21 protein-coding genes and 1 riboswitch are annotated in these 26,875 nt (G+C 47.5%); of the genes, 20 read left to right on the top strand and 1 reads right to left on the bottom strand.

All coding sequences use genetic code 11. The features are described from left to right. Nucleotides 1-103: 103 nt before the first annotated feature. The 7 genes from ACKPCD_RS14490 (at nt 104) to ACKPCD_RS14460 (ending at nt 8,024) form a co-directional block, all read left to right on the top strand. On the top strand, nt 104-1,189 hold the full coding sequence (locus ACKPCD_RS14490; RefSeq protein ID WP_321433642.1) for a D-alanine--D-alanine ligase: 1,086 nt from the start codon (nt 104-106) through the stop codon (nt 1,187-1,189). 138 nt (nt 1,190-1,327) lie between these two features. Next, on the top strand, nt 1,328-2,704 hold the full coding sequence (locus tag ACKPCD_RS14485; protein ID WP_321433641.1) for a UDP-N-acetylmuramoyl-tripeptide--D-alanyl-D-alanine ligase: 1,377 nt from the start codon (nt 1,328-1,330) through the stop codon (nt 2,702-2,704). 405 nt (nt 2,705-3,109) lie between these two features. Continuing rightward, entirely contained in the window at nt 3,110-4,678 is a 1,569-nt protein-coding gene (locus tag ACKPCD_RS14480) for a degradosome RNA helicase CshA (RefSeq protein WP_321433640.1), read from the top strand. A gap of 121 nt (nt 4,679-4,799) precedes the next feature. Beyond that, entirely contained in the window at nt 4,800-5,150 is a 351-nt protein-coding gene (acpS, locus tag ACKPCD_RS14475; protein WP_068560421.1) for a holo-ACP synthase, read from the top strand. Between the two features lie 14 nt (nt 5,151-5,164). Further along, on the top strand, nt 5,165-6,286 hold the full coding sequence (alr, locus tag ACKPCD_RS14470; RefSeq protein ID WP_321433639.1) for an alanine racemase: 1,122 nt from the start codon (nt 5,165-5,167) through the stop codon (nt 6,284-6,286). Nucleotides 6,287-6,691: 405 nt separating this feature from the next. Beyond that, nucleotides 6,692-6,737, top strand: a riboswitch (PreQ1 riboswitch). 6 nt (nt 6,738-6,743) lie between these two features. Beyond that, nucleotides 6,744-7,232, top strand: coding sequence for a QueT transporter family protein (locus ACKPCD_RS14465; protein ID WP_068560253.1), 489 nt, complete (start codon nt 6,744-6,746; stop codon nt 7,230-7,232). A gap of 144 nt (nt 7,233-7,376) precedes the next feature. Beyond that, nucleotides 7,377-8,024, top strand: a complete 648-nt coding sequence (locus ACKPCD_RS14460) for an MBL fold metallo-hydrolase (RefSeq protein ID WP_086988891.1) — start codon at nt 7,377-7,379, stop codon at nt 8,022-8,024. Nucleotides 8,025-8,195: 171 nt separating this feature from the next. Here ACKPCD_RS14460 and cbpA read toward each other — a convergent pair whose 3' ends face one another. Then, a complete protein-coding gene (gene cbpA / locus ACKPCD_RS14455) occupies nt 8,196-8,837 on the bottom strand; it encodes a cyclic di-AMP binding protein CbpA (RefSeq protein ID WP_068560259.1) in 642 nt (213 codons plus the stop codon). A 385-nt stretch (nt 8,838-9,222) separates the two neighbouring features. Between cbpA and ACKPCD_RS14450 the strand changes: the two genes are divergently transcribed. The 13 genes from ACKPCD_RS14450 to ACKPCD_RS14390 all read left to right on the top strand — a co-directional run bounded on the left by ACKPCD_RS14450 (nt 9,223) and on the right by ACKPCD_RS14390 (nt 26,382). Beyond that, nucleotides 9,223-10,557 (top strand): hemolysin family protein, encoded by a 1,335-nt coding sequence (locus ACKPCD_RS14450; protein WP_321433638.1) that lies wholly within the window; start codon nt 9,223-9,225, stop codon nt 10,555-10,557. A gap of 70 nt (nt 10,558-10,627) precedes the next feature. Then, entirely contained in the window at nt 10,628-11,356 is a 729-nt protein-coding gene (locus tag ACKPCD_RS14445) for an O-methyltransferase (RefSeq protein WP_321433637.1), read from the top strand. Nucleotides 11,357-11,827: 471 nt separating this feature from the next. Then, nucleotides 11,828-13,204 carry a L,D-transpeptidase family protein gene (locus tag ACKPCD_RS14440; RefSeq protein ID WP_321433636.1) on the top strand — a complete coding sequence of 459 codons (1,377 nt, stop codon included), beginning with the start codon at nt 11,828-11,830 and terminating at the stop codon, nt 13,202-13,204. A gap of 210 nt (nt 13,205-13,414) precedes the next feature. Beyond that, a complete protein-coding gene (gene yycF / locus ACKPCD_RS14435) occupies nt 13,415-14,122 on the top strand; it encodes a cell wall metabolism response regulator VicR (protein WP_321433635.1) in 708 nt (235 codons plus the stop codon). A 6-nt stretch (nt 14,123-14,128) separates the two neighbouring features. Then, nucleotides 14,129-15,976, top strand: coding sequence for a cell wall metabolism sensor histidine kinase WalK (walK, locus tag ACKPCD_RS14430; protein ID WP_068560273.1), 1,848 nt, complete (start codon nt 14,129-14,131; stop codon nt 15,974-15,976). Then, nucleotides 15,973-17,289, top strand: a complete 1,317-nt coding sequence (locus ACKPCD_RS14425; RefSeq protein WP_321433634.1) for a YycH family regulatory protein — start codon at nt 15,973-15,975, stop codon at nt 17,287-17,289. The genes walK and ACKPCD_RS14425 overlap by 4 nt, the downstream gene beginning before the upstream one ends. Then, a complete protein-coding gene (locus ACKPCD_RS14420; protein WP_276647370.1) occupies nt 17,279-18,187 on the top strand; it encodes a two-component system regulatory protein YycI in 909 nt (302 codons plus the stop codon). Before ACKPCD_RS14425 ends, ACKPCD_RS14420 begins: the two co-directional genes overlap by 11 nt. Before the next feature lie 362 nt (nt 18,188-18,549). Further along, complete coding sequence (locus tag ACKPCD_RS14415) at nt 18,550-20,415, top strand: DUF2207 domain-containing protein (protein WP_321433633.1); 1,866 nt, start codon at nt 18,550-18,552, stop codon at nt 20,413-20,415. A gap of 132 nt (nt 20,416-20,547) precedes the next feature. Beyond that, complete coding sequence (locus tag ACKPCD_RS14410; protein WP_321433632.1) at nt 20,548-22,068, top strand: pyruvate kinase; 1,521 nt, start codon at nt 20,548-20,550, stop codon at nt 22,066-22,068. A 122-nt stretch (nt 22,069-22,190) separates the two neighbouring features. Further along, complete coding sequence (locus ACKPCD_RS14405) at nt 22,191-22,721, top strand: helix-turn-helix domain-containing protein (RefSeq protein ID WP_276647287.1); 531 nt, start codon at nt 22,191-22,193, stop codon at nt 22,719-22,721. After that, on the top strand, nt 22,640-23,584 hold the full coding sequence (locus ACKPCD_RS14400; protein WP_321434584.1) for an IS3 family transposase: 945 nt from the start codon (nt 22,640-22,642) through the stop codon (nt 23,582-23,584). The genes ACKPCD_RS14405 and ACKPCD_RS14400 overlap by 82 nt, the downstream gene beginning before the upstream one ends. A gap of 330 nt (nt 23,585-23,914) precedes the next feature. After that, complete coding sequence (locus tag ACKPCD_RS14395) at nt 23,915-24,703, top strand: MBL fold metallo-hydrolase (RefSeq protein WP_321434583.1); 789 nt, start codon at nt 23,915-23,917, stop codon at nt 24,701-24,703. A gap of 401 nt (nt 24,704-25,104) precedes the next feature. After that, nucleotides 25,105-26,382 (top strand): S1C family serine protease, encoded by a 1,278-nt coding sequence (locus tag ACKPCD_RS14390; protein WP_407702695.1) that lies wholly within the window; start codon nt 25,105-25,107, stop codon nt 26,380-26,382. Nucleotides 26,383-26,875 lie beyond the last annotated feature (493 nt).

The raw sequence follows: 26,875 nt of genomic DNA, 5'->3' as shown, positions 1-26,875 counted from the left end.
GATGCCAAGCCACTTTTCGCAAAAATCGTTTTAGCTAAAAAATAAATGTGGTACAATGTTCCTTGAGTTAAAGCAGTTATCAAAAAATTCGGAGGATTTCTCGATGAAAATTTATTTGATTTATGGCGGAAAGAGCGCTGAGCACGATATTTCGATCCTGACAGCACATTCAATCATAAAAGCGATCTATTTCAACTATTATGAAGTTGTGCCCGTTTATATCACCAAGGCAGGCGCATGGATTCAGGGGCAATCCCTTTCTGAACCAGTGGCATTCTCTGAGAATCTTTATTTGGAGCCGGGTTCCGAGAAGCACTTTGCCGATTCGCAGGATGGGCAATCATACGGCGAAGTGATTTCGCCTGCAGATATCCAGTCTGAAGATGCTGTCATTTTCCCGGTATTGCATGGACCGAACGGCGAAGATGGTACAGTACAAGGGCTATTTGAAGTGCTGGATATGCCTTATGTTGGTTGTGGTGTTCTTGCCAGCGCCAGCGGGATGGATAAAATCGTCAGCAAACATCTTTTCCAACAGGCAGGGTTGCCGCAAGTGCCATATGTTGCCGTTACCCGGAATGATTGGAAAAATGACCGCGAGAAGATTTTCATTCAATGCGAAGGTAGCCTGATTTATCCGATGTATGTAAAACCAGCCAATATGGGCTCAAGTGTCGGCATTTCCAAAGCTACGGATCTTGAAGAGTTGACCGCTGCAATCGAGACGGCTTTCCGCTATGACCGTCGCGTGGTCGTGGAACAAGGCATCGAAGCCCGTGAAATCGAAATCGCTGTATTGGGAAATGACGATGTCCATACATCCGTACCTGGTGAAATCGTTAAAACCAAAGATTTCTACGACTACGAAGAGAAATACGGCAATGAAGAAGTTTTGCTGCAGATCCCTGCCGAATTACCGGAAGAAATCACCGCCAAGCTGCAGAATTATGCAACAATCGCTTTCCGAGCGCTTGACGGCAGCGGGTTGAGCCGGTGCGATTTCTTTGTGACCAAAAACTATGAAATCTACATAAACGAAGTCAATACTTTGCCTGGCTTCACTTCCCGCAGCATGTATCCGTTACTTTGGGAAGAAACGGGATTGAAATACAGCGACTTGGTGGAAGAGCTGATCCAGTTGGCCTTGAAGCGCCATGAAGAAAAATTATCCTATCAATTTGTAGAATGATGAACAAAAGGCCGTGATTTTCCTGATCGTCAGCAGCGCTGAAAGCATGTACTACTTGCTGCGAACCCGGGAAAGGACGGCTTTTTTTGAGAGCGGCCGAAGGAACTGCCGAAAAAAAACGGAAATGAGGAACTGAGTATGAAACCATTACGCATCATTGATGTTGTGAAAGCTGTCGGAGCGATCGACTATACGTCGGCCAACCGCTTCGCTGAAATAAATTCCGTAGTCTTCGACTCCCGAAAAGCAACGTCCGATAGTTTGTTTGTGCCTTTGCAGGGGGAAACGGATGGGCATGATTATGTCCAATCGGCAATCAAAAACGGGGCGACGGCAACTTTATGGAGTCGTCCAGCAGGAGAAGCGCCAGAAGAGATTGCCGTCATTCTGGTGGATGATACGCTGGAAGCTTTGCAAAAACTGGCGGAAGCCTATCTGAATATGATCCAACCAAAAGTGGTCGCGATCACCGGCAGCAACGGGAAAACGACCACTAAGGACATGACGGCAGCCATCCTGTCCGCGCGTTTTCGTGTCCACAAGACGGAAGGCAATTACAATAATGAAATCGGTATGCCGATGACCATTCTGGAGATGCCGGAAGACACCCAAGTGCTGGTGCTTGAGATGGGCATGAGCAATTTTGGTGAAATCAGTTTGTTGAGCCGATTGGCAAAACCCGATATCGCCATCATCACCTTGATCGGGGACAGTCATCTGGAGTTCCTCGGGAGCCGCCTTGGCATCGCCAAAGCCAAAATGGAAATCTTGGAAGGATTGAAACCGGAAGGGACATTCATCTATCCTGGCGACGAGCCGTTGATTGCCGACGAGCTGGCTGAGGAATCCCACTTCCGTCAACTGACTTTCGGTACAGATGAAACGGCGGCCGTGTATGCCTATGACATCGTTCCAGGCAAAACCAGAACAACATTTCACGTGAATCTGGATCCGAGCGTCGATCTGGAGATCCCTGTACTGGGTGTGTACAATGTCCGGAATGCTTTGGCAGCCTTAGCCGCTGCGCAGGTATTGGACATGCCGCTTGCTGAAGTGAAAGAAGCTTTGGCTACCTTCCAGCTGACCGCCAACCGTACGCAGTGGCTGGATGGCGTAAATGGCTCGCAGTTGTTGAATGATGCGTATAATGCTAGCCCGACTTCGATGGCGGCTGTGCTGCGCTCATTCGCGAAGCTTCCGCGGGAGGGAAAGAAAATTGCAGTGCTCGGCGATATCCGTGAACTGGGCGAACGTTCAGCTGAGCTGCACGCAGGATTGGCAGCCGAAATTTCCCCGGAAGAGTTTGATCAGGTCTATCTTTACGGCCCAGAAATGGGCGCCCTTTATGAAAATTTAAGGACTGTCTTCCCGGAAGGCACGCTTTATCATTATGTTGGGGAGAAAACACCACTGGTCGAAAAGTTGAAGTCAGAGCTTCAAAAAGCCGACCAAGTGCTGATTAAATCCAGTTTCGGCACTGATTTATTGGCTGTTGTAGCAGCGTTGCGTGTATAATAGGAAATATAAAGGATTTGGATGGGCCACGTCGTCGCGAAAGCAAACAGACCCCTTTTAAAGCCAATGTGGAACGCATATGTCAAATGTCGGTAAATTGTAGAATTACTTGTCATTTTCATTGAAAATATACTTACAACAAGGTTTTTTTGTAAGGAACTTCATTATTTTAAGAGGAAATGATTTGTAATAATCTACGGAACGTGTTATTATTGCTGTTGGTAAGAATAGAGAAATAAGAGGGTTTTTTCTGCGAAGTGCAGAATGTTTGATTTATCAAGCTTTCTATTCAAGGGATTAAGTAAAAAAGGTTTATCTTTTATTTATAAGATTATGAACCGCATGAGATATGTGGGTAAAAGAAAAGACTCTCTAAATTTTAGTTTCTCAAAATTAGGAGGAAACATGAAATTTTCAGAATTAGGGTTAAACGCGGAGTTATTGAAGTCGATTGAGCAAATGGGATTTGAGGAAGCAACACCAATCCAAGAACAAACCATTCCTTTGGCATTGCAAGGGTTGGACGTTATTGGGCAAGCACAAACAGGTACTGGTAAAACAGCTGCTTTCGGATTGCCTATGCTGCAAAAAATCGATAACAACAACAAAGTTATTCAAGGTATCGTTATTGCACCTACACGTGAGTTGGCTATCCAAACGCAAGAAGAATTATACCGTTTGAGCCGCGACAAAAAAGTATCCGTGCAGGTTGTCTATGGTGGAGCTGACATCAACCGTCAAATCCGTGCTTTGAAAAACAAACCGCAAATTATTGTCGGAACACCAGGTCGTCTTTTGGACCACATCAAACGCAAAACAATCCGTCTGGATCACATCGAAACATTAGTTCTGGATGAAGCAGATGAAATGCTGAACATGGGCTTCTTGGAAGACATCGAAGCAATCTTGAGCGAAACACCGGCTGAACGTCAAACATTGTTGTTCTCAGCTACAATGCCTGACTCAATCAAAAAAATCGGTGTCAAATTCATGCACGCTCCAGAGCATGTCAAAATCAAAGCGTCACACACTGCAGCTAACTTAATCGATCAGTATTTCGTTAAATGTAAAGACTTTGAAAAATTCGATACAATGACTCGTTTGTTCGATGTGCAAAATCCTGAATTGGCTATCGTATTCGGCCGTACAAAACGTCGTGTTGACGAATTGTCAAAAGGTTTGGAATTACGCGGTTACCGTGCGGAAGGCATCCACGGCGACTTGACGCAACAAAAACGTATGAGCGTATTGAACGCATTCAAAACAGGCGATTTGGATATCTTGGTAGCGACTGACGTTGCTGCTCGTGGATTGGATATTTCAGGTGTTACACACGTATACAACTACGATATCCCGCAAGATCCAGAGAGCTATGTTCACCGTATCGGCCGTACTGGTCGTGCCGGTAAAGAAGGTATGTCAGTGACTTTCGTTACACCAAACGAAATGGACTACTTGCGTACCATCGAAAACCTGACCAAAAAACCGATCACTCCATTACAACCACCGAGTGATGAAGAAGCTTTCCGTGGCCAAGTGAAAACAGCTATGGATGAAGTGGAAACATTGGTTAAAGAAACAGAAACAGACAAATACAATCGTGCAGCTGTTCGCTTGCTTGAAGAACACACTGCTGAAGATTTGGTGGCAGCATTCTTGAAGAGTCTTTCTAAAGATGCTACTGATGTTCCTGTTAAAATCACACCAGAACGTCCATTACCTTCAAGAAAAGGTAAAGGCGGCGGTGGTTACAAAGGTAAAGGTGGCGGCGGCTACAAAGGTAACCGTAGTTCATCAGACAGACGTGGCGGCGGAGAACGCGGCGGTGAGCGCAGTTTCAACAAAAATCGCTCAAGCGACAGCAAACCACGCTCCGGCGGCAAACGCTATGATGACAAACGTGGTGGCGGCAGCAGTGCCAGCGCACCTAAGAAAAGTAGCCATAGCTTCACTATCCGTAACAACAACGACTAATCAGTGATAAAACCTCTTCTCCAATTGGCTTCCGCCAGGAGAAGAGGTTTTTCTTATGCTGGAATTTTTTTTTGTTTTTGGTAAAATGAGAACAATGCATGAAAAAGAGGCGGTGAACGGAATGATTTATGGAATAGGATTGGACGTGACCGAGCTGGACCGCATCACAAGTGCCTATGAGCGGCGGTCAGATTTTGCGGAAAGGGTTTTGACCGAAGCGGAACTGAAATTGTTTCTGGTTTTGAGCGGGTCACGCCAAATGGAATTTCTGGCTGGACGCTATGCCGCAAAAGAGGCTTTCTCGAAGGCTTACGGAACAGGTATCGGCAAATTGTCTTTCCAAGATATCGAAATTTTGCCCGGAGAGTACCGGAAGCCTGAAATAACCAAATCTCCGTTCGAAGGGAAAGGGTTCGTTTCCATCACCCATTCGGGGAACATCATTGCCGCGCAAGTGGTACTAGAAAAGTAAAGGGGTCTTACAACATGGTAGTAGGAAAGCACCGTCCCACAGTGGAAACCATCGATTTGGAAGCTATTTCGTGGAACATCCAACAAATCAGGAAGAGTCTGTCTCCTGAAAAGAAATTTTTTGCGGTCGTCAAAGCGGACGCCTACGGACTGGGCGCTGTCCCGGTCGCGAAAAAGGCAAAGGAAGCAGGCGTGGACGGTTTTTGTGTCGCGCTGTTGGATGAGGCAATGGAATTGCGGGAAAACGGACTGTCCGATGACTTCATTATGGTCGTGGGCCCAACTGAGTCAGAAGACGCTGCGCTCATAGCTGATAACGGAATCAGCGTTGCCGTAACGGCAAAGGAATGGTTGGATGACGCCTTACCGTATCTGAACAGACGGAAAACGGAGCTGCCGATTCGGGTGCATTTGGCCATCGATACGGGGATGGGACGGATTGGCTTGCGGACGGTCGAGGAGGTCAAAGCCTTTGAGGCGCGTATTGCTGAACTGGATGATTTTGTTTTCGAAGGTATCTTTACGCACTTTGCGACGGCTGATGGTGAAGATCCGACCTTGGTTGATCGCCAACTCGCTTTGTTTGAAGACATCTTGAACGCATTGGCTCAGCGACCGCCGATTGTGCATCTGGCAAATTCCGCCATTTCCCTCTGGCATGAAGCATTCCAGACGGATGCGGTCCGCGTCGGTATCGCAATGTACGGGTACAATCCTTCTGACACCGTATTGGAGCTTCCGTATGAATTGAAGCCATCGGTACAGCTGGATACGCACATCAGCTATGTCAAGCAGATGCATGAAGGCGACACAATCGCATATGGCGCCCGTTACCGCGCTTTTGAAGGAGAATGGATCGCTACGCTCCCAATCGGCTATGCGGACGGATGGCGGCGGGATCTTCGCCATCAGACGGTTATCGTCGATGGGCAGCGCTGCCCAATCCGGGGAGTCATCTGCATGGATCAGTGCATGATCAGTCTGCCGAAAGAATATCCGGTCGGGACGAAGGTGACGCTCTTGGGGGAAAACGGTGGGCTTGTCAACAATCCATCTGAAATGGCCGTAACGATTGATACGATCGGATATGAAATTTTGACGGGAATCAATGCCCGCGTTCCGCGTGTCTACAAATAGAAGGAAAGATAAATCTGGAAAGCTGTCGGTTGCCTGTTAGGGACGGACAGCTTTTTTGCTGCGTGTGTGATAGAAATGAATGTGGGGGAGGGAGAGGGCGAGGGCGCTCCAACTCCGGCTAAGAGTTGTTCCGCAGGAGAAGAGCGGCTGGACTGTGTTCCACCTTCGACCAGGGTAGCCTCGCCGGAGAAGAGCAGCTCGATCGCATTCCACCTCCGCCCAGAAGCGCTTCACCGGAGGAGAACAGTCATACAGGATCATACAGAGTCATACAGGATCATACAGAGTCATACATAATCCGCATCTCTGGCGCTCTCGCCTTTAGGTAATGAAAATCAGATGAAAATACGTCGCCAGTCGTTCTCAAAAGCGAACATGTATGGTAAACTGTCCTAGCTCAAAGATGAGTGCGTGGTTCGTCTACCATCCCACGAAAAAAAACTAGGAGGTTTTTAGGTTGAATACAAGAAAAATGGTTATCAATACAATTATTGCAGCGCTATACGTTGCCATGACAGGGATTTTTGCATTTATGTCATTCGGTGCCGTCCAATTCCGTGTTTCAGAAATGCTGAATCATTTGGTGGGCTACCACAAAAATTATAAATACGGTGTTTTGGCGGGTGTTTTTATCGCCAATCTGATTTTTTCGACGTTAGGAGCTTGGGACTTGGTGTTCGGATTTGGCCAGACATTGATCTCTTTCCTTATTTTGGAAAAATTGTTCAAACCCAACGATTCTGAAATGAAGCGCATGATGATGACCGCGTTCGTCTTCACTATGACGATGGTCCTTGTCGCGATCGAACTCTATATCGTTCTTGATTTGCCTTTCTGGTTCAGTTTTGCGACAGCGGCATTCGGGGAAGCGGTCGTGCTGGTTGTGTCGGCGCCGCTCATGAAATACCTGAACAAAATCATCGGTTTTGCCGAGAAAATGGCTTGATCCGTTAACATTTAGTATGAGAAAAACTGGGGAACGGAGGCTTTTGCTGGATGGTCAGCAGATCCTCCTGTTTTTTTTGCTAGGATATTTCTCATCATTCTCTTATAATAGAGAGGTAATCGAAAAAGAGGGAGGAAATAATATATGGAAATGTACGCAATCACAGTCGGTCCTATCCAAGAAAATTGTTATTTTTTGATCGGAGACCATGAAAATGACACGATCATCTTTGATCCGGGTGAGCAAGCTGAGGACATCATCGCAGCCATCGAAGAGAATGCGTTGCATCCGATAGCGATCGTGTTGACCCATGCGCACTACGATCATATCGGAGCCCTCGAAACGATCCGGGAAAAATACGACGTTCCCGTTTACCAAAATCCGATTGAACGGGAATGGCTGTTGGATCCGCAACTGAACGGGTCCGCGCGCAATCCGAACGTTCCCGATGTCCGATTGGCAAAAGAAGCGGATGTCTTCTTCGAGGAGATGGGCCCTTACGAAATCGGCGAATTCCGTTTTGAGATGCAACATATTCCTGGACATTCACCAGGCAGTACTGTTTTTATTTTCCGCGAGAACGGGTTCGCGATCGTTGGGGATGTCATCTTCAAAGGCAGCGTAGGCCGCAGCGATTTGCCGGGCGGCAGCCATGAAACACTGATCGAGGGCATCCAGAAATATATCGTAACCTTGCCAGGGGAAACGGTCCTGTTCCCGGGACACGGCGATCCTACGACAGTGAGGGAAGAAATCTATTCAAACCCTTATCTGAATGGCGCTACGCGCTGATCCGGGTATGCGCAAAAAAGTCGGACAAGCACAAGGCTTCGTCCGACTTTTTGTATTAGTTTTTAGATCGAGCGGGCGTCTAGAGCCTCAGCGGAATTCCCGATGAGGGCCTCCTCGCCGGGAAAACGCCACTCCGGGCACTCAATGTAATGTAATGTGATGGGTTGGATTTCAGAAATCCACTTGCAGGTTTTCGATTTCCGTCACGCGGAAATCCTTGCGCTCCAGCGCCTTGACGATGGAGTCCAGCACCTGTTTGGGCGTGCCGGCGGGTAACGTGACCAATACCCTGCGCAAAGCGTCCTCACGGTTGATGTCCAGGGAAATGCAGCTGGCGATGGAGGAATAGCGGTTGATGATCTTAGTTATATGGTACAGATCGCCTTTTTGACCGGGCGCGATGACGGTCAGCACATAGCTTCCGACATCGATGCTCCATGATTGGGCCAGCATATTCAGCAAGGCATTATGGGTCAGGATGCCGTAAAAGGTCATATCCTTATTCAAAACGGAAATATAGGGCAATTCTTTGATGGTGAAAAATACCTTAAAGAATGAGCTGTCTATCGAAATGAATTTTGTGGCATTCTTCAGCAAGTGCGTAACGGGCAGGTTCATTTCGCCGCCGTTCGCTTTGTGCCGATAGATATGCATCTTGTAGATGTTTCCACGAAAAATGGTTTCTGTTTCGTCCAGAATCGGAACACAACGGAAGCCGGACTCTTCGAGGATATCCAGTGCATCCTGAAGCGTGGCTGACTCTTTGACGATGGTCAACTCCCTTTTTGGGATGGCAAGTGAGCGGATAAGCATATTATTAAAATCCTCCTAAAAACGCGGTTGTCTAATGTGATAATAACATTAAAATCAAAAAAAGCAACGGTTAAAAACACATAGTTGGAAATTCTTAAACATTTGATAAATCAAGCAGGGAAGCCCTTCCAGCGCTGTGCCGACCGCGCTGGGAAATTAGATTGGGATGAGAATGCTTGTAGATCCAGGTAAGCGCAAGAAAGAAGAACCGGACAGCTGAAACAGGCGGCCCATGAAAAATCTCTTGATTTTTCGAGCAGAGTTCACTATATTTAGTAGTATATAATTGAACAGAATCTATATTTTTTTATGCAGTTGCGCGGTGTTTTGATTCCAAGCCTGTCCCAACTGCGCGAGTCATCATCAAAAAGGAGAAAAAAATCATATGAACCCAGACCCCGAAGGCCAGTCGTTACTATCAAAAATAGCCTTGATCCTAACCCTGACTTTACTGAATGCTTACTTTGCATCAGCCGAATTAGCATTTGTTTCCATCAACCGCTCCAAAATCGAGAAGCTTGCCAAAGACGGCGATAAGAAATCGCAAAAGGTTTTGCGTCTCTTGGAGAATCCGGATGATTTCTTGGCCACTATCCAAGTTGCCATCACTTTTGCCGGATTCTTCAGCAGTGCGTCGGCTTCATCCAATTTTGTCGGTTATATCGAACCGTTGTTGGGAAACATCGCAGGTGGTAAAACGATAGCGATGATCATCATCACCATCATCCTTTCCTATATAACGCTCGTGTTTGGTGAGCTGTACCCTAAACAGATTGCCTTGCAGATGCCCGAAAGTATTGCGCGTCATACTGCAGGTCCCATTGTTGTCGTCAAGACACTTTTTAAGCCGTTCGTTTGGCTTTTGTCTTTCTCGACCGGTATCCTGAAGAAGTTGACGCCGATCGAATTCACGAATGAGGAAGAAAAGCTCACCCGTGATGAAATGAAGGCCATTCTGGCGCAGAGCCGAGGCGAAGGAGTCATCGATCCATCCGAGTTTACGATGATGCAGGGAGTCCTTTCGTTGGATACGAAGCTTGCCCGCGAATTGATGGTGCCGCGTACCGACACTTTGATGATGGATTTGGATGATGATCTGGAATATAATATCGCGCTGGTTCTGAACAGCCAATACTCACGGATTCCGGTCTATGAGGAAGATAAGGACAATGTCATCGGCGTTCTGCATATGAAAAATGTTTTGAAGGCATCAAAGGAAGTCGGTTTCGAGCGGATTTCTTTCCGTGAGTTGGTCAACACGCCTTTGTTTGTCCCTTCCACTATCTATATCGATGATCTCCTGGTCGAATTCCGCAAGACCCACACGCATATGGCCATCATTAAGGATGAATACGGCGGGGTGGAGGGAATCATCACCCTCGAGGACCTGCTGGAGGAAATCGTGGGGGACATTGAAGATGAATATGATGAAATTTATCGCCTGTCGAAAAAAATCGATGACAATCATTATGTCGTCAATGGACGCATGCCGTTGGACAAGTTCAACCAGTTGTTCAAGACGGCGATCGCTTCCGAAGAAGTGGACACGATCGCCGGCTACATGATCGAGGAGCTTGGCTATTTTCCGAAAGATGATGAGCATGCGACGATCCAGACAGGAGAGTACCTGCTGACGACTACACAAGTCGAAAGTGGCCGGATCCGCGGCATCCGTGTCACGAGAGAGCCCGTCCAAACAGTGGTTGTAGACGATGAATAAGCGCAAGGCTGGGATTCTGTCCCAGCCTTGTTGCCATTAATAATAGAATATGCGATAAGGAGAAAAGAGTATGGCATTGAACGAAATGATGGACAGACCGGTCGTAAAGAAAGAACTGGTCGCTTTTATGCGCGACAGACTGAAACGTTTCCCTGGAGAATTAGGAGAACTGGAAAAGACAGCGAATGAAAGAGGCGTGCCGATCATCCCGCATGAAACAGCGGTTTTCCTGAATATGCTGCTGGGACAGATCAAACCTAAGCAGATACTGGAAATCGGAGCGGCAATCGGCTTTTCGGGCAGTCTGATGGCGCAGCACGTCGGAGCGGAAGGTCATGTCACGACCATTGATCGTTTTGAGGTCATGATCAACCACGCCAAAGCGAATTTTGAAAAACTGGGCATCACGGACAAGGTGACGCTTTTGGAAGGCGATGCGGCGGAAGTCCTGCCTACTTTGGAAGGACCGTATGATTTTATCTTTATGGACAGCGCGAAATCCAAATATTATGAATTTTTGCCCCACTGCATCCGGCTTCTGAAAAAAGAAGGCATGCTGGTCATCGATGATGTTTTCCAAGGCGGCACCATCTTGGATGATGAAAAAGACGTTCCCAAAAGGGTCCGCAAAATCCACCGCCGTCTGAACAAGCTGATGGATACCGTACTGGACCATCCGGCATTGGAAACCTCCCTCGTGCCTCTTGGTGATGGCCTCTTGCTGATCGTCAAAAAAGAAGACTTTGATTTCAGCTATATTTTGGACGAAATCAAAGCAGAGAAACAGAATCAAGCATAGGAATTTAGGGCTTGCCTCGAATTGAGGTAGGCTCTTTTTGATGTGCGTGCTGCTTGGTTGGCGGAGGAGAGCCAGTGAAAGAAACCGGCCCTAACTCCGGTAAGCGCCGCCCGCCGGAGCAGACAATGTAACAATCGACCACAACTCCGAGGAAGCGGTCTTTATCGGAGAACGCACGCAAAAAGTAGTCAAACTCCGGCGAAGCCTGCGTTCACCGGAGGAAAACATTGAGGTGCCGCCCATTTCAGCTCGCCCGGAACATTGCGGAGCTAGTGAAAGCGGAGTGTGTCTGTTTGCATTTCTTCCGTATTGGTATTATGATGAATGCCTGAGATCCATCCTATTATCAAAAAATTAAGGTAAAATAGGTTGATTTTTCAAGAAAACATGGTAAAGTAATAAAAAGTAAGTTTCGATTATTTGTAACAAAAACGTAATCTGATTGTAATGAAACGAGAAGGTGGTCTGAAAGTGAAAAAGAAACCCATCATCATTGGTGCTACAGCGATTTTATTGGTCGTGGCCGGATACTTTGGTGCAGGTAGCTATTATAAGGATAAATTCTTACCGAATACGATGCTGGATGGCATTGATATATCGAATGATACCGTAGCCCAAGCAAAAGCAGAAACAACAGCAGCAATCGCACAAACACAGATCCAAATTGTCGAAAATGGAGAAAATATCTATGCATTCTCACCCGCTGATTTGGGGGTGTCCATCGACAACACTGAGAAGTTGGAAACGATGAAGGCAGAACAAAACGTTTGGAATTGGCCAATCCTGCTTTTCCAAGAAAAGCAGGCAGAAACCGATCTGAGCGGAGTAGTTGTCGATGAGACAGCTTTGGCCGACATTTTGGCGGCTATGCCGTTGGAGAACGAAGTACGTACTCCGCCCGTGAACGCCACTGTCGTCAAAGCAACGGAAGGTTATGAAATTTCGCCTGAAACTACCGGGAACAAAGTCGATCTGGAATTGTTGAAGCAAGAAATGCTGGAAGCGATCATTGCCGGGGAAACAGAAATCGATCTCGCGCAGACCTATCAGCAACCAACCTTGACCGCGGACGATCCAGTTTTGACGGAAACATTGCAGAAATTGAATGATTTGACTGATACGGTCATCCAATATTCCATTTCCGGACAGACAGAAACCGTTCCGCAAACAGCCATCACCGAATGGTTGGGCGTAGACGAGAACGGTGATGTGTCGGTCAATCGTGAAGGCGTTGCAGCCTATCTTCAGGGGCTGAGCGACAGATACAGCACGTATTCCCGTACGCGCGATTTCTTGGCAACCGACGGCGAAACGGTCCAGGTTCCATCCGGTACCTACGGATGGACACTAGCTGTCGCAGCCGAAACGGATAAACTGGTCAACTATGTTTTGGCAGGAGAAGATGTTACGGTAACACCAAACTATAACGGTACCGGCTATCATGCTGATGGCGCGGACATCGGCACTACCTATGTCGAAGTGGATCTTTCAAGCCAACATATGTGGTATTACAAAGATGGCGCCGTTGTGCTCGAAACGGATATCGTTTCCGGTCATCCGATGTCACCAACTCCGACTGGGGTCTTCTACATCTGGAACAAAGAAGAGGATGCCGTTTTGAAAGGCTACAATCCTAGAACGGAAAAGGACTACGAATCGCCTGTCGAATACTGGATGCCAGTCGATTGGACGGGCATCGGTATCCACGATTCTTCTTGGCAGCCGGCTTACGGCGGTGAATATTGGCTTACTGCCGGATCGAATGGCTGTGTCAATACGCCACCGGGGGTCATGGCTGAACTGTTTGGGATGATCGGTATCGGGGTTCCGGTCGTCATCCACAGCTGATAAATCAATATATGCATGCCATAATGTCGAATAGGGGGATAAGCCATCAGTCAGCAAAAGGATTGATGGCTTGTCCTTTTTGGTACAACCGCCTGGATTCTGACGGATAGTAATTCAGGAACGCTTTGCACATAACCGGCTGCAATTGTATAATAAAGAGTAGACGTTCCGAACGGGACAGAGAGTTTCAAGAAACAAGGAGGTTTGAAGATGAAAAAGGTACTAGTGGTAGACGATGAAAAGCCAATTTCAGATATAATCAAGTTTAATCTGAGCAAAGAAGGTTATGATGTCTTCACTGCATTTGATGGTGAAGAAGCCTTGGCGCAGTTTGCAAAAGTGGGCCCTGATATCATCCTGCTGGATCTGATGCTGCCGAAGATGGACGGTTTGGAAGTCTGCCGGGAAATCCGCAAGACGAGCGATGTCCCGATCATCATGTTGACGGCAAAAGACTCTGAAATCGACAAAGTGCTCGGACTTGAATTGGGTGCGGATGACTATGTCACGAAGCCATTTTCGAACCGGGAATTAGTCGCACGTGTAAAGGCAAACTTGAGGAGACAAGCCTCTCCGGTCGTTGCACCGTCTGAAGAAGACGATACGAATGAAATCAAAATCGGCGCATTGATCATCCATGAAGATGCGTACATTGTTTCGAAGCGTGGAGTAGAGATCGAGTTGACTCACCGTGAATTCGAATTATTGCATTATTTGGCGAAACACATCGGTCAAGTGATGACGCGGGAACATTTGCTGCAGACCGTATGGGGATATGATTATTTCGGTGATGTCCGCACTGTTGATGTGACAGTCCGCAGACTGCGTGAAAAAATTGAAGATACACCGAGCCATCCGACTTGGTTGATCACGCGAAGAGGAGTAGGCTACTTCTTGAAGAATCCGGATCAGGAGTAATTATATATGAACAAAAAGATACGTCTGGTTCACTCCATTCACTTCAAGATACCAATGCTGTTCATTCTCCTCCTGTTGGTATCCCTGCAACTGATCGGGGCTTATTTTATCCGTGAACTGGAAACGAAAATGATCAGCAATTTCGATAGCCAGATGAGCTTGAATGCAGGCTTTCTGGAGAAAACGCTGCAACCGATCCTGATGGCTGATGATACGGAAAAGCTGGAAGAGTCCGTACAGACCATCCTCAGCGATTTTACGGGCGCCAACATCCTGGAAACGCAGGTCATGGATGAACAGGGTTATATTCTCGGAATCAATGACCAAACGTTACAATCCTTGATCGGAACGAAGTCGACTGATCGGGATGTCCAACAAGTCATTCTTCTGGATGCCCCCTCGTCCTATCAATATGTGAAGGAAGACACGAATAGTCGTGTGCTGAAGAACATCAGCCCGATCTATTCGATGGACAATACAGGTACCCTCATCGGCGTGTTGGTGATGGAGTCTAACATCGAATCGGTCTATTCGCAGATGAGCCAGACGGTAAGCATCTTTTTGAATGCATCGGTCGTGGCGATCATTATTACGATTGTGTTGGCTGTTATCATCTCCCGGGGGATCACGCGTCCGATATCCGAAATGCGCCGGCAGACGGCGAACATTGCCGATGGGGATTATTCCGGCAAAGTGACCGTCTATGGAGCGGATGAATTGGGCGAATTGGCCGAAACCATCAATGATCTGTCTTATAAAGTAAAGGACGCCCAGGAAACAACAGAATCGGAGCGTCAAAGGTTGGACAGCGTTCTGCGGCACATGACGGATGGCGTGTTGGCCACCGATCGCCGCGGGAAAATCATCATCATCAACAGCCGTGCGATGGATCTGCTCTCGATTTCACAAGATAAAGCGATCGGACAATCGATCATGAAGGTGCTGAAACTGGGCGAGAAATTCACTTTCCGCCAGTTGTTGGAGACACAGGATGAATTGATCCTGAACATCCCGACAGATGATCAGGACACAATCCTGCGCGGGGAATTTTCTGTCATCCAGCGGGAATCCGGATTCATCAGCGGGTTGGTGTGTGTGCTTTCCGATATTACGGAGCAGGAAAAGGTCGAACAGGAACGCCGCAGCTTCGTTTCGAATGTTTCCCATGAACTACGGACACCGTTGACGAGCGTGAAAAGTTACACGGAATCACTGATTGACGGTGCCTGGGAAGATGAAGAAATCGCTCCCGAATTCCTGAAGGTCATCTCAACGGAGACAGATCGGATGATCCGGATGATCACCGATCTGCTGAACTTATCCCGGATGGACCAAGGGAAACAAGATCTCAATCGGGAGTTCGTCAGCATCAACGAATTGGTTGCACATATCATCGATCGCTTCGAGATGGTGCTGAAGTCGGAACAGTACCGCAATAAAAAATACACGATCGAACGGGACTTTACGCAGCGCACGCTGTGGGTCGAAATCGATCAGGATAAATTTATCCAGGTGATCGACAATATCATGAACAATGCCATCAAATATTCTCCGGACGGTGGGAAAATCACCTGTAAATTGATGGAGACGCATAACAGTGTCGTCATCAGTATCACCGATGAAGGTTTGGGCATCCCGCGCAAAGATATCGGCCATGTCTTTGACCGATTTTATCGGGTGGACAAGGCCCGTGCGCGTTCGATGGGCGGCACCGGGCTCGGGTTGGCCATTTCAAAAGAGGTTGTTCAATTGCATGGCGGAAAAATCTGGGTGACCAGTGTGGAAAATAAAGGATCGACTTTCTTTATTTCCTTGCCTTACATTCCGATGGATGAGGAGGATGAGTGGGGATGAAACATAAAGAATCACCGATGCTGAGCGCGCTTTTGTACACCTTGGTTGCAATCAGTCTATTCCTTACGGTAAGGATCCTTTCCACTCCGAGTACGGTCGGTTTGAGCCAAAATTCAGCGACCTCGGTCTCTGCCAATCTGACCAATACGAAGAATGTAGAGGATGTCTTTGCACCGATCAGGATGATCGTTCACACGGATAAGCGCATGTATTTGACGCAAATGCCCGAAATCATGCGAAGTGTGAATGAATTGCTGAGTGAAAGTGTGTTTAACGGAATCGAGGGCGTTTCCACCTATACGAAGGAGGAGTATGATGCGCTCATTCTCTCACCGACGCAATTGGAAATCCGTTTTGCCGAAGAGGTTCCGCTGGAGTTGCTTTCGCGTTATTTCACGAATCTCCAGGAGGACTATTATGATGACGGAATCGATCGGATCATCCTCAATTCCAAGGAGGATGATCCCGTCTATCTGTTGAATGACGAGACGAAGCAAGTTTTCACCACAGCGCGGCCGGAAAATCTGCTGCAGCCGTTGGTGGATCTTTACGAAGGACAAAAGGAAGCGTACATGGAAGTGGAATCGTATCAATCCGAATCAGCCATCTCCTACCTTCCGAAAGAGGCAATCACGGTCCAAAAGTTGGTTTATCTGGTGGAAAAGCCTTCGAACAGCTATTTCATCGATCTTCTTTTCAATGACACAACCGACCTGAAGGATAACGGAAACGATGAATTCGTGAGCTACAGTGATAACATCTCCGAGTTGAGCATCGATAAGGCAACAGGGCAGTTGAGCTATTACCGCAACATTCTGGATGCCGAAGAGCTGCCTGATTATCGCTTGATCCGCGACAGTTTCCATGAAATCAAGATGTTGGATAATTGGACGAATCCTTTTTACTTCTATGGGTTTGATGAGGAAACGGACAATGTTTACTACCGCAGATACGTGAACGGCTATCCGATATTCGGGGAAGTCGATTACGGCTTGACGCGGATCCATATGTCCGGATCATCCATGACGGAACTGCAATTCCTGACGCAAGTCATCCAAACACCATTGACGGATCGCGGAGAGGATGTCGCCCTATTGAGCGGGAAAGATCTTTTGGCTGCGCTGGATGCCGGTGGCTACAGTAGCCAAGAAATTCAGATGATCGCTTTGGGCTATGATTGGACTTTCAGTGAAGAATCCAACCGGCTCGTCAATCTGACGCCTAAATGGTTTATCAAGATCGACGGCGTATGGAAAGCGCTGGATCAATGGATCGGCGGAACGGAAACGGAGGCGGATGATAGTGGATTTTAGACGTATCAAAATCATCTTTATCCTCACCTTTGCAGCCTTGAACATCTATTTGCTCAGTGTCCTGTTGGAGAAAAACGAGACAACATTGAGCTTCGGAAGCGAGAGCAACACGCTGAACATCGAAGAGGCAATGAAGGCCGATGATATCAGTTTCCCGACTTTATCGACCAATCAAGAGAAAATTCCTTTGTTGAAGACGGACAAGAGCCGCATTTTGGAGTCCGATCAGTCAAAATTGGAGAATCAGACGACAGTCTTTGAAGATGGTGTGTTGTTCAGTACCTTATCTGAGACGATTCCTCTGGAGGTTGACGATCAAAATTTGACGATTGTCGACAGAACACCAATCACGGATTTTATATTGCAAGGGAATGTACTCCACGGAACTGAATATTCTTTTCTTACGTATTTGCCGCTCAGGAGACAACTTGTGTACGCCCAAGTCGCAAACAATATTCCTATCGGCGACAGCACGGGCAGCATCATTTTCAACTTAGATCCCGATTATGAAGTCATTTCCTATGAACAGACATTTGCGGGAACGGCAGAAGTACAAGGCAACAGCCGGACTGTGATTTCACAGAAGCGCGCGGTTGAAGCCTTGTACCTCAATAATCAGATTCCAGCGAATGCGACTGTCCGGACGGTACAATTGACGTATTACCGTACGCTGAGTCTATCGGATATGGATATCTACAGCCCAATGTGGTACATAGAGCTTGAAATAAAAAATGCACCTGTAGAAATCAGACGGGTGGATGCGTTGACCGGCAGTATCATCACGACGCCTTCCGTCACGCTACCGTCAGTCGAAGCGCAAGTCAAGGCGAAGACAGCCACCAATAGTGCCTTGTTGATGGAAGAACAAGACTCTTCACAAACCGAAAACGGGGACTGAATAGAAAACTGCTGTTTAAACCAATATAAACAAAAGGAAGAACCTTGAATTGAGGTTCTTCCTTTTTATATATAGCCAATCTTATCCTATTTTCGAGTGCGTAAATGCATCACCTTCGGCGTTTTCAATATTCCAATCAATTTGAGCATCTAAGCTGATTGTCCAGCTATCCGAGCCTGCCTCTCGGAAATTAGATAAATCTGACCCATTGCGCTCTGCGATGCTCATTCAGGGCCAGATTTCCTAAATTTCTTTCGAGGCAGAGCGGGCTCGGATAGCTTTTCTTACTGCCTTATGTTTGTTAAAATGGGGGTATCAGAAGCGACAAGCTTGATGGAGGGTATCGGAAGGGGAAGGTAACGATGAAACGGATAGGCTCGATTGTGCTGGTTATGTTCTTTTTTTTGATCGGATTTGGCCAGAAGGAAGTACAGGCCCGTTCCTATGAGATTACAAATTATGATGTGTTGGTCGAAATACAGCGGGATGGCAGCGCTTTTTTTACAGAGAGCATCACGTACGATTTTGAAGGGAAATTCAATGGGGTACTGTATGAATTGGATATTTCGGAGGTGGCGGACCCGACAGACGTGAAGGTTTCGATGCAAGGCTATCTTTCGGAAAATCCTTTTCCGTTCGCTTTGAGCGACACGGAGGAATCAGGGACGTTCGAACTGGATAATACGGGAGATTACCTGAATTTTACCGTATACAACAAAATGACGGATGAGATCCAGACAGTCATCTACCAATACCGCATTCCCGAAATCATCACGAATTACAACGATATCGCCGAATTCAACCGCAAAGTTATCGGTTCCGCTTGGGAGGATCCATTGAACGATGTGAATGTCACCATTCTGTTGCCGGAAGCGACAGCTGAAGAGGAATTACGCGCTTGGGGCCATGGTGGCGGTGAAAACAGTACCGTGACGCTGGAAGACAACCAAAAAGCTTTGCTTTACGTTCCACAGAATCCGGCCAATCAGTTCGTTGAGGCGCATGTGATCTTCCCGACACGCATTACTGCAGACAATCCGAATGTAGTGAACGAGGATAAATTCGATGAAATCTTGGCGCAGGAAGCCGCCTTGGCCGAAGAAGAAGAACGCAATGCGCTACTTTTCGGCGTCCTCAGTGCTGTTTTTGCCGCGTTCGCGCCGATTTTGCCGATTCTGGTGTTCCTCTGGGTAAGGAGAGCAAGAAAAAGAGAGATACCGCAGGAAATCCATCTGCCGGACCATATCTATGAATTGCCAGAAGACATGACACCGGCCGTCATGAATGGTGCTGTCTTCAGCGGTAATGTGCAGGCTGCCGATATTTCGGCGACTATATTGGATCTTGTGCGCAAAGGCTATCTGACGATTTCACCGGTGCAGATTCCCCAAAAAGGCATCTTTGGGCGGGAAAAAGCGCCGGAAGACTCCTTCCTGCTGACGCAGATCAAGGACACAAAAAATGCTCCGCTCCTGAGCCACGAAAAACAACTTTTGGAGTGGTTCATCAGCGATGTCGGCAATGGGGAAAGCGTCACCCTCGATGATATCGAGAATATCGCCGATAACTCGGCTGAAGCAAAACGATTCAATGAAAATCGGGAAAAATGGCAAGAACGCGTAATGGACGTTGCCACGCCAAAACGTAAAACCTATCGTTCGAAGGATAATAAGAAAGCCGTTGCCTTTGCAGCACTGGCTTTGGTGGCAAATATCTTCCTTGTGATCGCTGTTGTGTTCTTCGGCGCCATGAGCGGCAATTTTACCGCTTGGGCAATCGTTCTCGCCGTTTTGGGTGCGGCTTTCAGCTTCATCCAGCTTATGGCAGTGGCGGTCAAGCCGATCATGACTGCGGAAGGTGAACGGACGAAGCAGGAATGGAACGGCTTCCGCAATATGCTGAAGGACGTGGGTGATTTCCCGATGCGTGAAGTCGGATCCATCGCTTTATGGGATCATTTCTTGGTTTATGCTGTTTCTCTGGGCGTGGCCGACAAAGTCATGAAACAGATGCAGGTCGAATTCCCGGTGAATGAAATCCAGGCTTCCGCATTCGGCAGCTATTATTACATGAACAACGCCATCTTCCTGTCTTCGCTGAACAACAGCATCAACACAGGTGTAACCAAATCGATGCCGACTTCCTCGAACAGCAGCGGCTTCGGCGGCGGTTTCAGCGGTGGTTCATCCGGCGGTTCCGGTGGCGGTTCAGGCGGAGGGGCGTTCTGACGAGCGTCATCCATACTTTCAAAAACATCCTATTCTGAAGCAGAGCAGGGTGTTTTTGTTTCAGATACCGAGTTATATTTCAGCAGGCAATCCTTTGTTTTAAAGATGATGAAAGGCCGAGGTGGGTGCGGAATGAAAGAAAAAGAACGGAATGAATTGCTGTCATTATACGAGGAGATGAAGGCGCTCCGTCAGGCGGTCTATGAGGAAGGCAATGGCCTTTATGCGGAATGGAAGTCGGGTATTTCCCGGACAGCGTTTGAGTTGAGCGCCAAAAACTTGGCCTACTATCTGGCGCTGCGCAGAAGGGATATCCGCCCGTTGCAGAACCGACTGTCGAAATGGGGCTTGTCCTCATTGGGAAGGACGGAATCGAAAGTACTCCAACAACTGGATGCGATTGTGCGCAACTTGGCGCTGATGTCAGGGGCGATCAAGCAGCTGTCCGACTATCCGAAGACGCCCGAGAAATTCCCGGGCCGGAAAAAACTGGCGACCGAGGCGACCTCCTTATTGGGCGATGCGCCGAAGCACCGGACGACCCGGATCATGGTCACCCTTCCGGAGCAGGCCGCAACCGACAAAGACTTCCTCGTCCGCCTGCTGGAGCGTGGCATGGACATCGCCCGTATCAACTGCGCCCATGACGACAGTGCCGTCTGGCTGAAGATGATCGAAAATCTGAAGGAAGCCCAAAAAACTGCCGGCAAGAGTTGCCGCATCTATTTTGATATCGCAGGTCCGAAAATCCGGGTGGATGCCGTCAGCAGTGAAAAGGAGAAGCCACGCCTCAAAGTTGGGGACTTGTTCTTCCTGACGGTGGATGCTTCCTTCAAAGATCTGAAGCACTATCCGGCCATTGTGTTCAGCGAAAGCCTGAACCTCTTTGATGAGCTGAAGGTCGACAGTCCGGTCATTTTGGATGATGGCGTCCTGGAAGGCCGTGTTGTGGAGCAAAAATCGCAAGGCGTCGTCGTGCAGGTAGGGAAGACTGCAAAAGCTAAAGGGATCAGAATAAAGCCGCAGAAAGGGCTCAATTTCCCGGAGTCGACCTTTAGGATGCCGATATTGACGGATAAGGACCGCGAAGACTTATTGGTTGCCGAAATCGAGGCCGATATCCTGGGCTTCTCCTTTGTCCGCGGAAGCAAGGACATCGTAGCCATCCAAAACACATTGGCAGAACAAGTAGGAAGCGAAGCAGCGCTGGCCATCCCACTTGTAATCAAGATCGAAACGGTAGAAGCCGTGAACCATCTGCCGGAGTTGATCGTGGCTGCAGCCAGCAAAAATCCATTGGCGATCATGATCGCACGTGGAGACTTGGCTGCGGAGGCCGGCTTTCTGAGGCTATCGGAACTGCAGGAGGAAATACTCTGGATCTGTGAAGCTGCCCACATTCCCGTCATCTGGAGCACACAAGTACTCGAGAACATGGTGAAGAACGGCGTTCCGACGCGGGCGGAGATGTCGGATGCAACGATGGCCGGGCAGGCGGAGTGCGTCCTGCTGAACAAGGGCGATTTCGTGGAAGAAGGGATCGCCTTGTTGGATGCGATCCTCGTACAGAGCCAGCAGAACCGATCGAAGAAGACCGCCAAACTGCGCGCGCTCAAAATCGCCAAGAAAGCCTGGCGCAAAACCAAGAAATAAGTGAGGATGCATCATGCATTCTCGCTTTTTTTGACTACGGGGCCAAATTGTTGAATGTTCCTCAGGTATGGTCCCGCCCCCCAAAAGTTAGAGTGAAATCAAACATTTTGGGGGTCATAATTATGAAGAAATTTAGTGCAGAATTTAAATTGAAAGTTGTAAAAGAGTATTTAGAGGGTTCCTTAAGTTATATGCGTTTGGCAAAAAAATACGATAGTTTGTCCGATGAATCAATAAAGAATTGGGTAAAATATTATCAAAAATTAGGAGTTGAAGGTCTGAAGGTAAAACCCCAGAGCTCAGCTTACTCTGTTCAATTCAAGATGGATGTATTACACTTTATGAAACAGTCCGGTTCCTCCTCTTTAGACACAGCCATTGCCTTTGGCATAACTAGTCCTGCCCTTATTTGGAGATGGAATAAAACTTTCCAAGAAAAGGGAATCGAAGGACTAAAACCAAAGCAAAAGCCAAAGAGGTGCACTTGTATGTCCAAAAAGAACACTAACAAACAAATAGATCAATCCGCACCGTCTACAGAAGAACTGAAACGAGAAATTGAATTACTTAGATTGGAGAATGCGTACTTAAAAAAGTTGCAAGCTTTTCAGGAGAATCCGAAGGTCTTTCTCGAAAAGCACAAGCAGCGGTGACATTCGCACTCAAAAAAGAAGGATTCAAATTAAAAGATATTCTTTTAGTAGTAGGGATTCCAGAAGCAACCTATCACTATCACGTGAAGCAATTCGGGAAAGAGAATACGGATCAACCGACGAAAGAACTGATCAAACAACTTTTTTTCAATTTCCATGAGCGCTACGGAGCGAAACGAATCGCTAAAGAACTAGGGAAATTGGGACACATTACCAATCACAAGAAAGTGTCTCGTCTCATGCAAGAACTGGGAATAAAGTGCATCAAATTCATGCGAAAATCACGAAAATACAATTCTTATAAAGGCAAGGTAGGGACCGTTGCCAAGAATCTTTTAAACAGACGCTTCTCTACGCCTCTTTCTCTACAGAAGCTTGCGACAGATGTGACCGAATTCAAGTGTGCAGGAGAAGAAAAATTGTACCTTAGCCCCATCCTTGATCTATACAACGGAGAAATTATTGCCTATGGCATAAACAATCGACCGTCGTTGGAATTGGTGATGAAGCCACTTGAAGAAGCCCTCGGCTACGTAAAGAAACATGCCAAGTTTCGAACCACTATCCATTCTGATCAAGGATGGCACTATCAACATAATCGTTGGGTCAAAGCGCTGAAGGAAGATAAAATCTTTCAGAGTATGTCTCGAAAAGCAACGTGTGCAGATAATGCGGCGATGGAAAATTTCTTCGGCATCCTGAAGCAAGAAATGTATCACGGTGAAAAATTAGTCAGTTATGAAGAACTCCGCTCACGGATAGAGGTCTATATCCATTGGTATAACCATGTTCGATCAAAAGAAAAATTAGCTGGTCTCAGCCCAGTCCAATACCGAATCCAAGCCAGCCAAACGGCTGCATAATAAAAACTCTAACTTTTGGGGGTCGCCACCTATTCGACAATTTCAATCCGAAAATACGTCAAATTGTCGAAAGTTTCTCGACATTCGACTATCTCGGCTCAAACGGGTACCAAATTGTCGAATCTGCTGCACCTATCCGACAAATTTAGCACCGCTTCCCCTCGACTCCTGTTTGTCAATGTCCTTAAATTAAGAATGTTCCCCATGCAGCGCCTGAAGATTAACTTTTCTTAACACTGAGAAAAATTACTGGCATTTTCCAAAAAATAAGTTAAACTTATGGATGTATTGGAGGCGCTAAGTGTGATTGAAACAATAGAAAAAGAGGGCATGCACGTCAGCTATCTGGCGAGCGGCAGTTCCGGCAACTGCACCTATATCGAGACGCCGAAACGGAAAATATTGGTCGACTGCGGGTTGAGCGGCAAGAAGATAGCTGGTCTGATGGAAAAAATCGATCGCAACCTTGCCGATGTGGACGCGATCCTCGTCACGCATGAACACCGCGATCACGTGCACGGCCTGGGCGTCCTGGCGCGCAAGTACCACATGGATCTTTATGCCAACGAAGCGACTTGGAAAGCGATGGACCATATCATCGGCAACGTCAAGACCGAGCAGAAGCACATCTTCGAGATGGGCCAGGTGCTGACTTTAGGCGATGTCGATATCCAAAGTTTCGGCGTTTCCCATGATGCGGCCGAGCCGCAGTTCTACTCCTTCCATCATGAAGGCAAACAGATGGTCATGTTGACCGATACCGGCTATGTCAGTGATCGTTTGCGTGGCCTTTTGCGGGATGCGGATGCATACCTGATTGAAAGCAACCATGATCTTGAATTACTGCGCATGGGCGGGTATCCGTGGTCACTGAAACAGCGTATTTTGGGGGATGAAGGCCATCTTTCCAATGAAGACGGAGCTGCAGCCGTCGCCGAAATGCTGGGCGACCGGACGAAACGCATCTACCTTGGGCATTTGAGCCGGGACAACAACATCAAGACATTGGCGCACCATACGGCCGAAAGCATCTTGATGCAAAAAGGCCTGGGCGTCAATGAAGATTTTTTTGTATATGATACAGATCCGGACGAACCGACTGAACTTTTCAGAGTTTAGGCAACTGGTGGGATCGCAAACGCAGTGGGGCGGATCGAGTGATTCCGCTCCTTTTTGCGTGCGCGGATATGATACAATAAGCTTACTGAAGAGCGATTTTCTGAAATATCTCTCACTATCTTCATAATTTATTCAAAATAAGGAACTATACTGAGCCTGTAGAACGATAAGGAGGAATCAATATGGACAGGGACGAAGAAAAGAAAAACAATCCGTTCGAACAAGATGCGCATAATGAAACGGAAACTGAAATTGAATCGACTGCCGCCGACGCTCCATCTGCTGATCACATTCAAGAAGACTTATCCGAAGAAAAGGAAATAGAGGCAGAATACACTGAAATCGAAGAAACGCCCAGCGAAGAAGAAGAACCGATTGTAGAACCAGCCGCAAGAGCGACGATGAACAAAGAGGAACGGGCGCGCGTATACAACAATGTCAGCGAAACCGAAGAAAGCTCCAGACGTCCGAAAGACCGTAAAAATTCACCGATCAAGAATGGTATTGTCGGCGGATTGATCGGTGGTGGGATGGTCGCCCTGATCGGAGCCGGCTTGCTTTTCGGTTCGGGTATCCTCGGCAACGGATCCGGAACCGACGATAACGGAAATCCAGCCATTAACGAAACCGTGACAGACATCGCTGTCAATGTAACGACCGACACGACTGCCGCTGTTGAAAAGGTGCAGGATGCGGTCGTCTCCATCATCAATATGCAGGCGGGCAACACGAATCTGTTCGGTTTTGATCTGCCGCAGAACTCTTCCGACACCACAAACGGTACGCTGGAAACATCCAGTGAGGGCAGCGGCGTCATCTATAAGATCGAGGGTGACCTGGCCTATATCGTTACCAACAATCACGTCATCGACGGAGCCGACGAACTGGAAATCCTGATGAAGGACGGCACGAAAGAAGTAGCGAGTGTCGTCGGCAGCGATATCTGGACCGACTTGGCTGTCTTGACGATTCCGGCAACGAATGTCACGGCAGTGGCCTCATTCGGCGATTCGGATGCTGTCAATGTGGGTGAACCGGCCATCGCAATCGGTTCTCCACTCGGAACCGAGTTCGCAACCTCGGTCACGCAAGGCATCATTTCAGCCAAAAACCGTTCCGTCTCGACGGATGTGGACAGCGACGGCATCATTGACTGGGATGTGACGGCACTGCAGACGGATGCGGCGATCAACCCGGGTAATTCCGGTGGTGCCTTGATTAACATCGCCGGTCAGGTCATCGGCATCAACTCGATGAAAATATCCGATTCGAATGTTGAGGGAATGGGCTTTGCAATCCCAAGCAACGATGTCTTGACTATCATCAATGAACTGGAACGGAACGGTGAAATCGTCCGTCCGATCCTGGGAGTTTCCATGCTGGATCTTTCCCAGATTTCAGCGTCCCAACAAAGTTCCGTGCTCAAATTGCCTGAAGATGTCACGGAAGGTGTCGTCATTGCAGAAGTCCAAGCCTTATCCGCAGCCGAAATGGGAGGCTTAAAACAATACGACGTCATCACGGAAATGAACGGCGAAGCCATAACGAGCATCGTCGACCTGCGCAAGATCCTGTATGCACAGGAAGTGGGAACCGATGTGGAAATCTCCTATTACCGTGAAGGCACGCTGCAGTCAACGACTGTCACGCTGACGGAAGGACAGACTTCAGCCGAATAAACTGAATAAACAGCAATATCGAACACCCCGTATGGCGGCTCTTGAGAGCAGCTGTGCGGGGTGTTTTGGATTTGTAGTCTGTAGTTGTTGGTGACAGGGGGCTGGGAAGGGGATTGGATCCGGAAAGATGAATAAGTCGGAGGAATCCATGCTCTTGGGCTGAAAATCGGTCGGAAAGATGAATAAGTTAGAGTAATCCATGTTATTGGACTAAAATACGGTCGAAAAGATGAATAAATCCAAGTTATCCATCTTCCAACCAGAAAATAAAGCATAAAAGCGCAGAAATCCACATGGATGTGGATAAATTCTGTGGAAAAAAAGTTATTGTGTGCAAAACGCGTAAATGCTTATGGGAACAGTGCTTTCTGAAAACGGAAGTTATCCACAGAAAATGGATAAACCTGTGCATAAAATTATGTCTGCATGTGAAATTATGTTTTTAAACGTTGTTAAATGGCCAGTTCAGATCTATAAGATTGCTCAATAGGCG

It is taken from the genome of Trichococcus flocculiformis, from assembly GCF_963662535.1.
GTDB classification, from domain to species: Bacteria; Bacillota; Bacilli; order Lactobacillales; family Aerococcaceae; genus Trichococcus; species Trichococcus flocculiformis.
The sequence above is the reverse complement of the archived record's forward strand: the minus strand, read 5'-3'. Positions and strand labels throughout refer to the sequence as shown.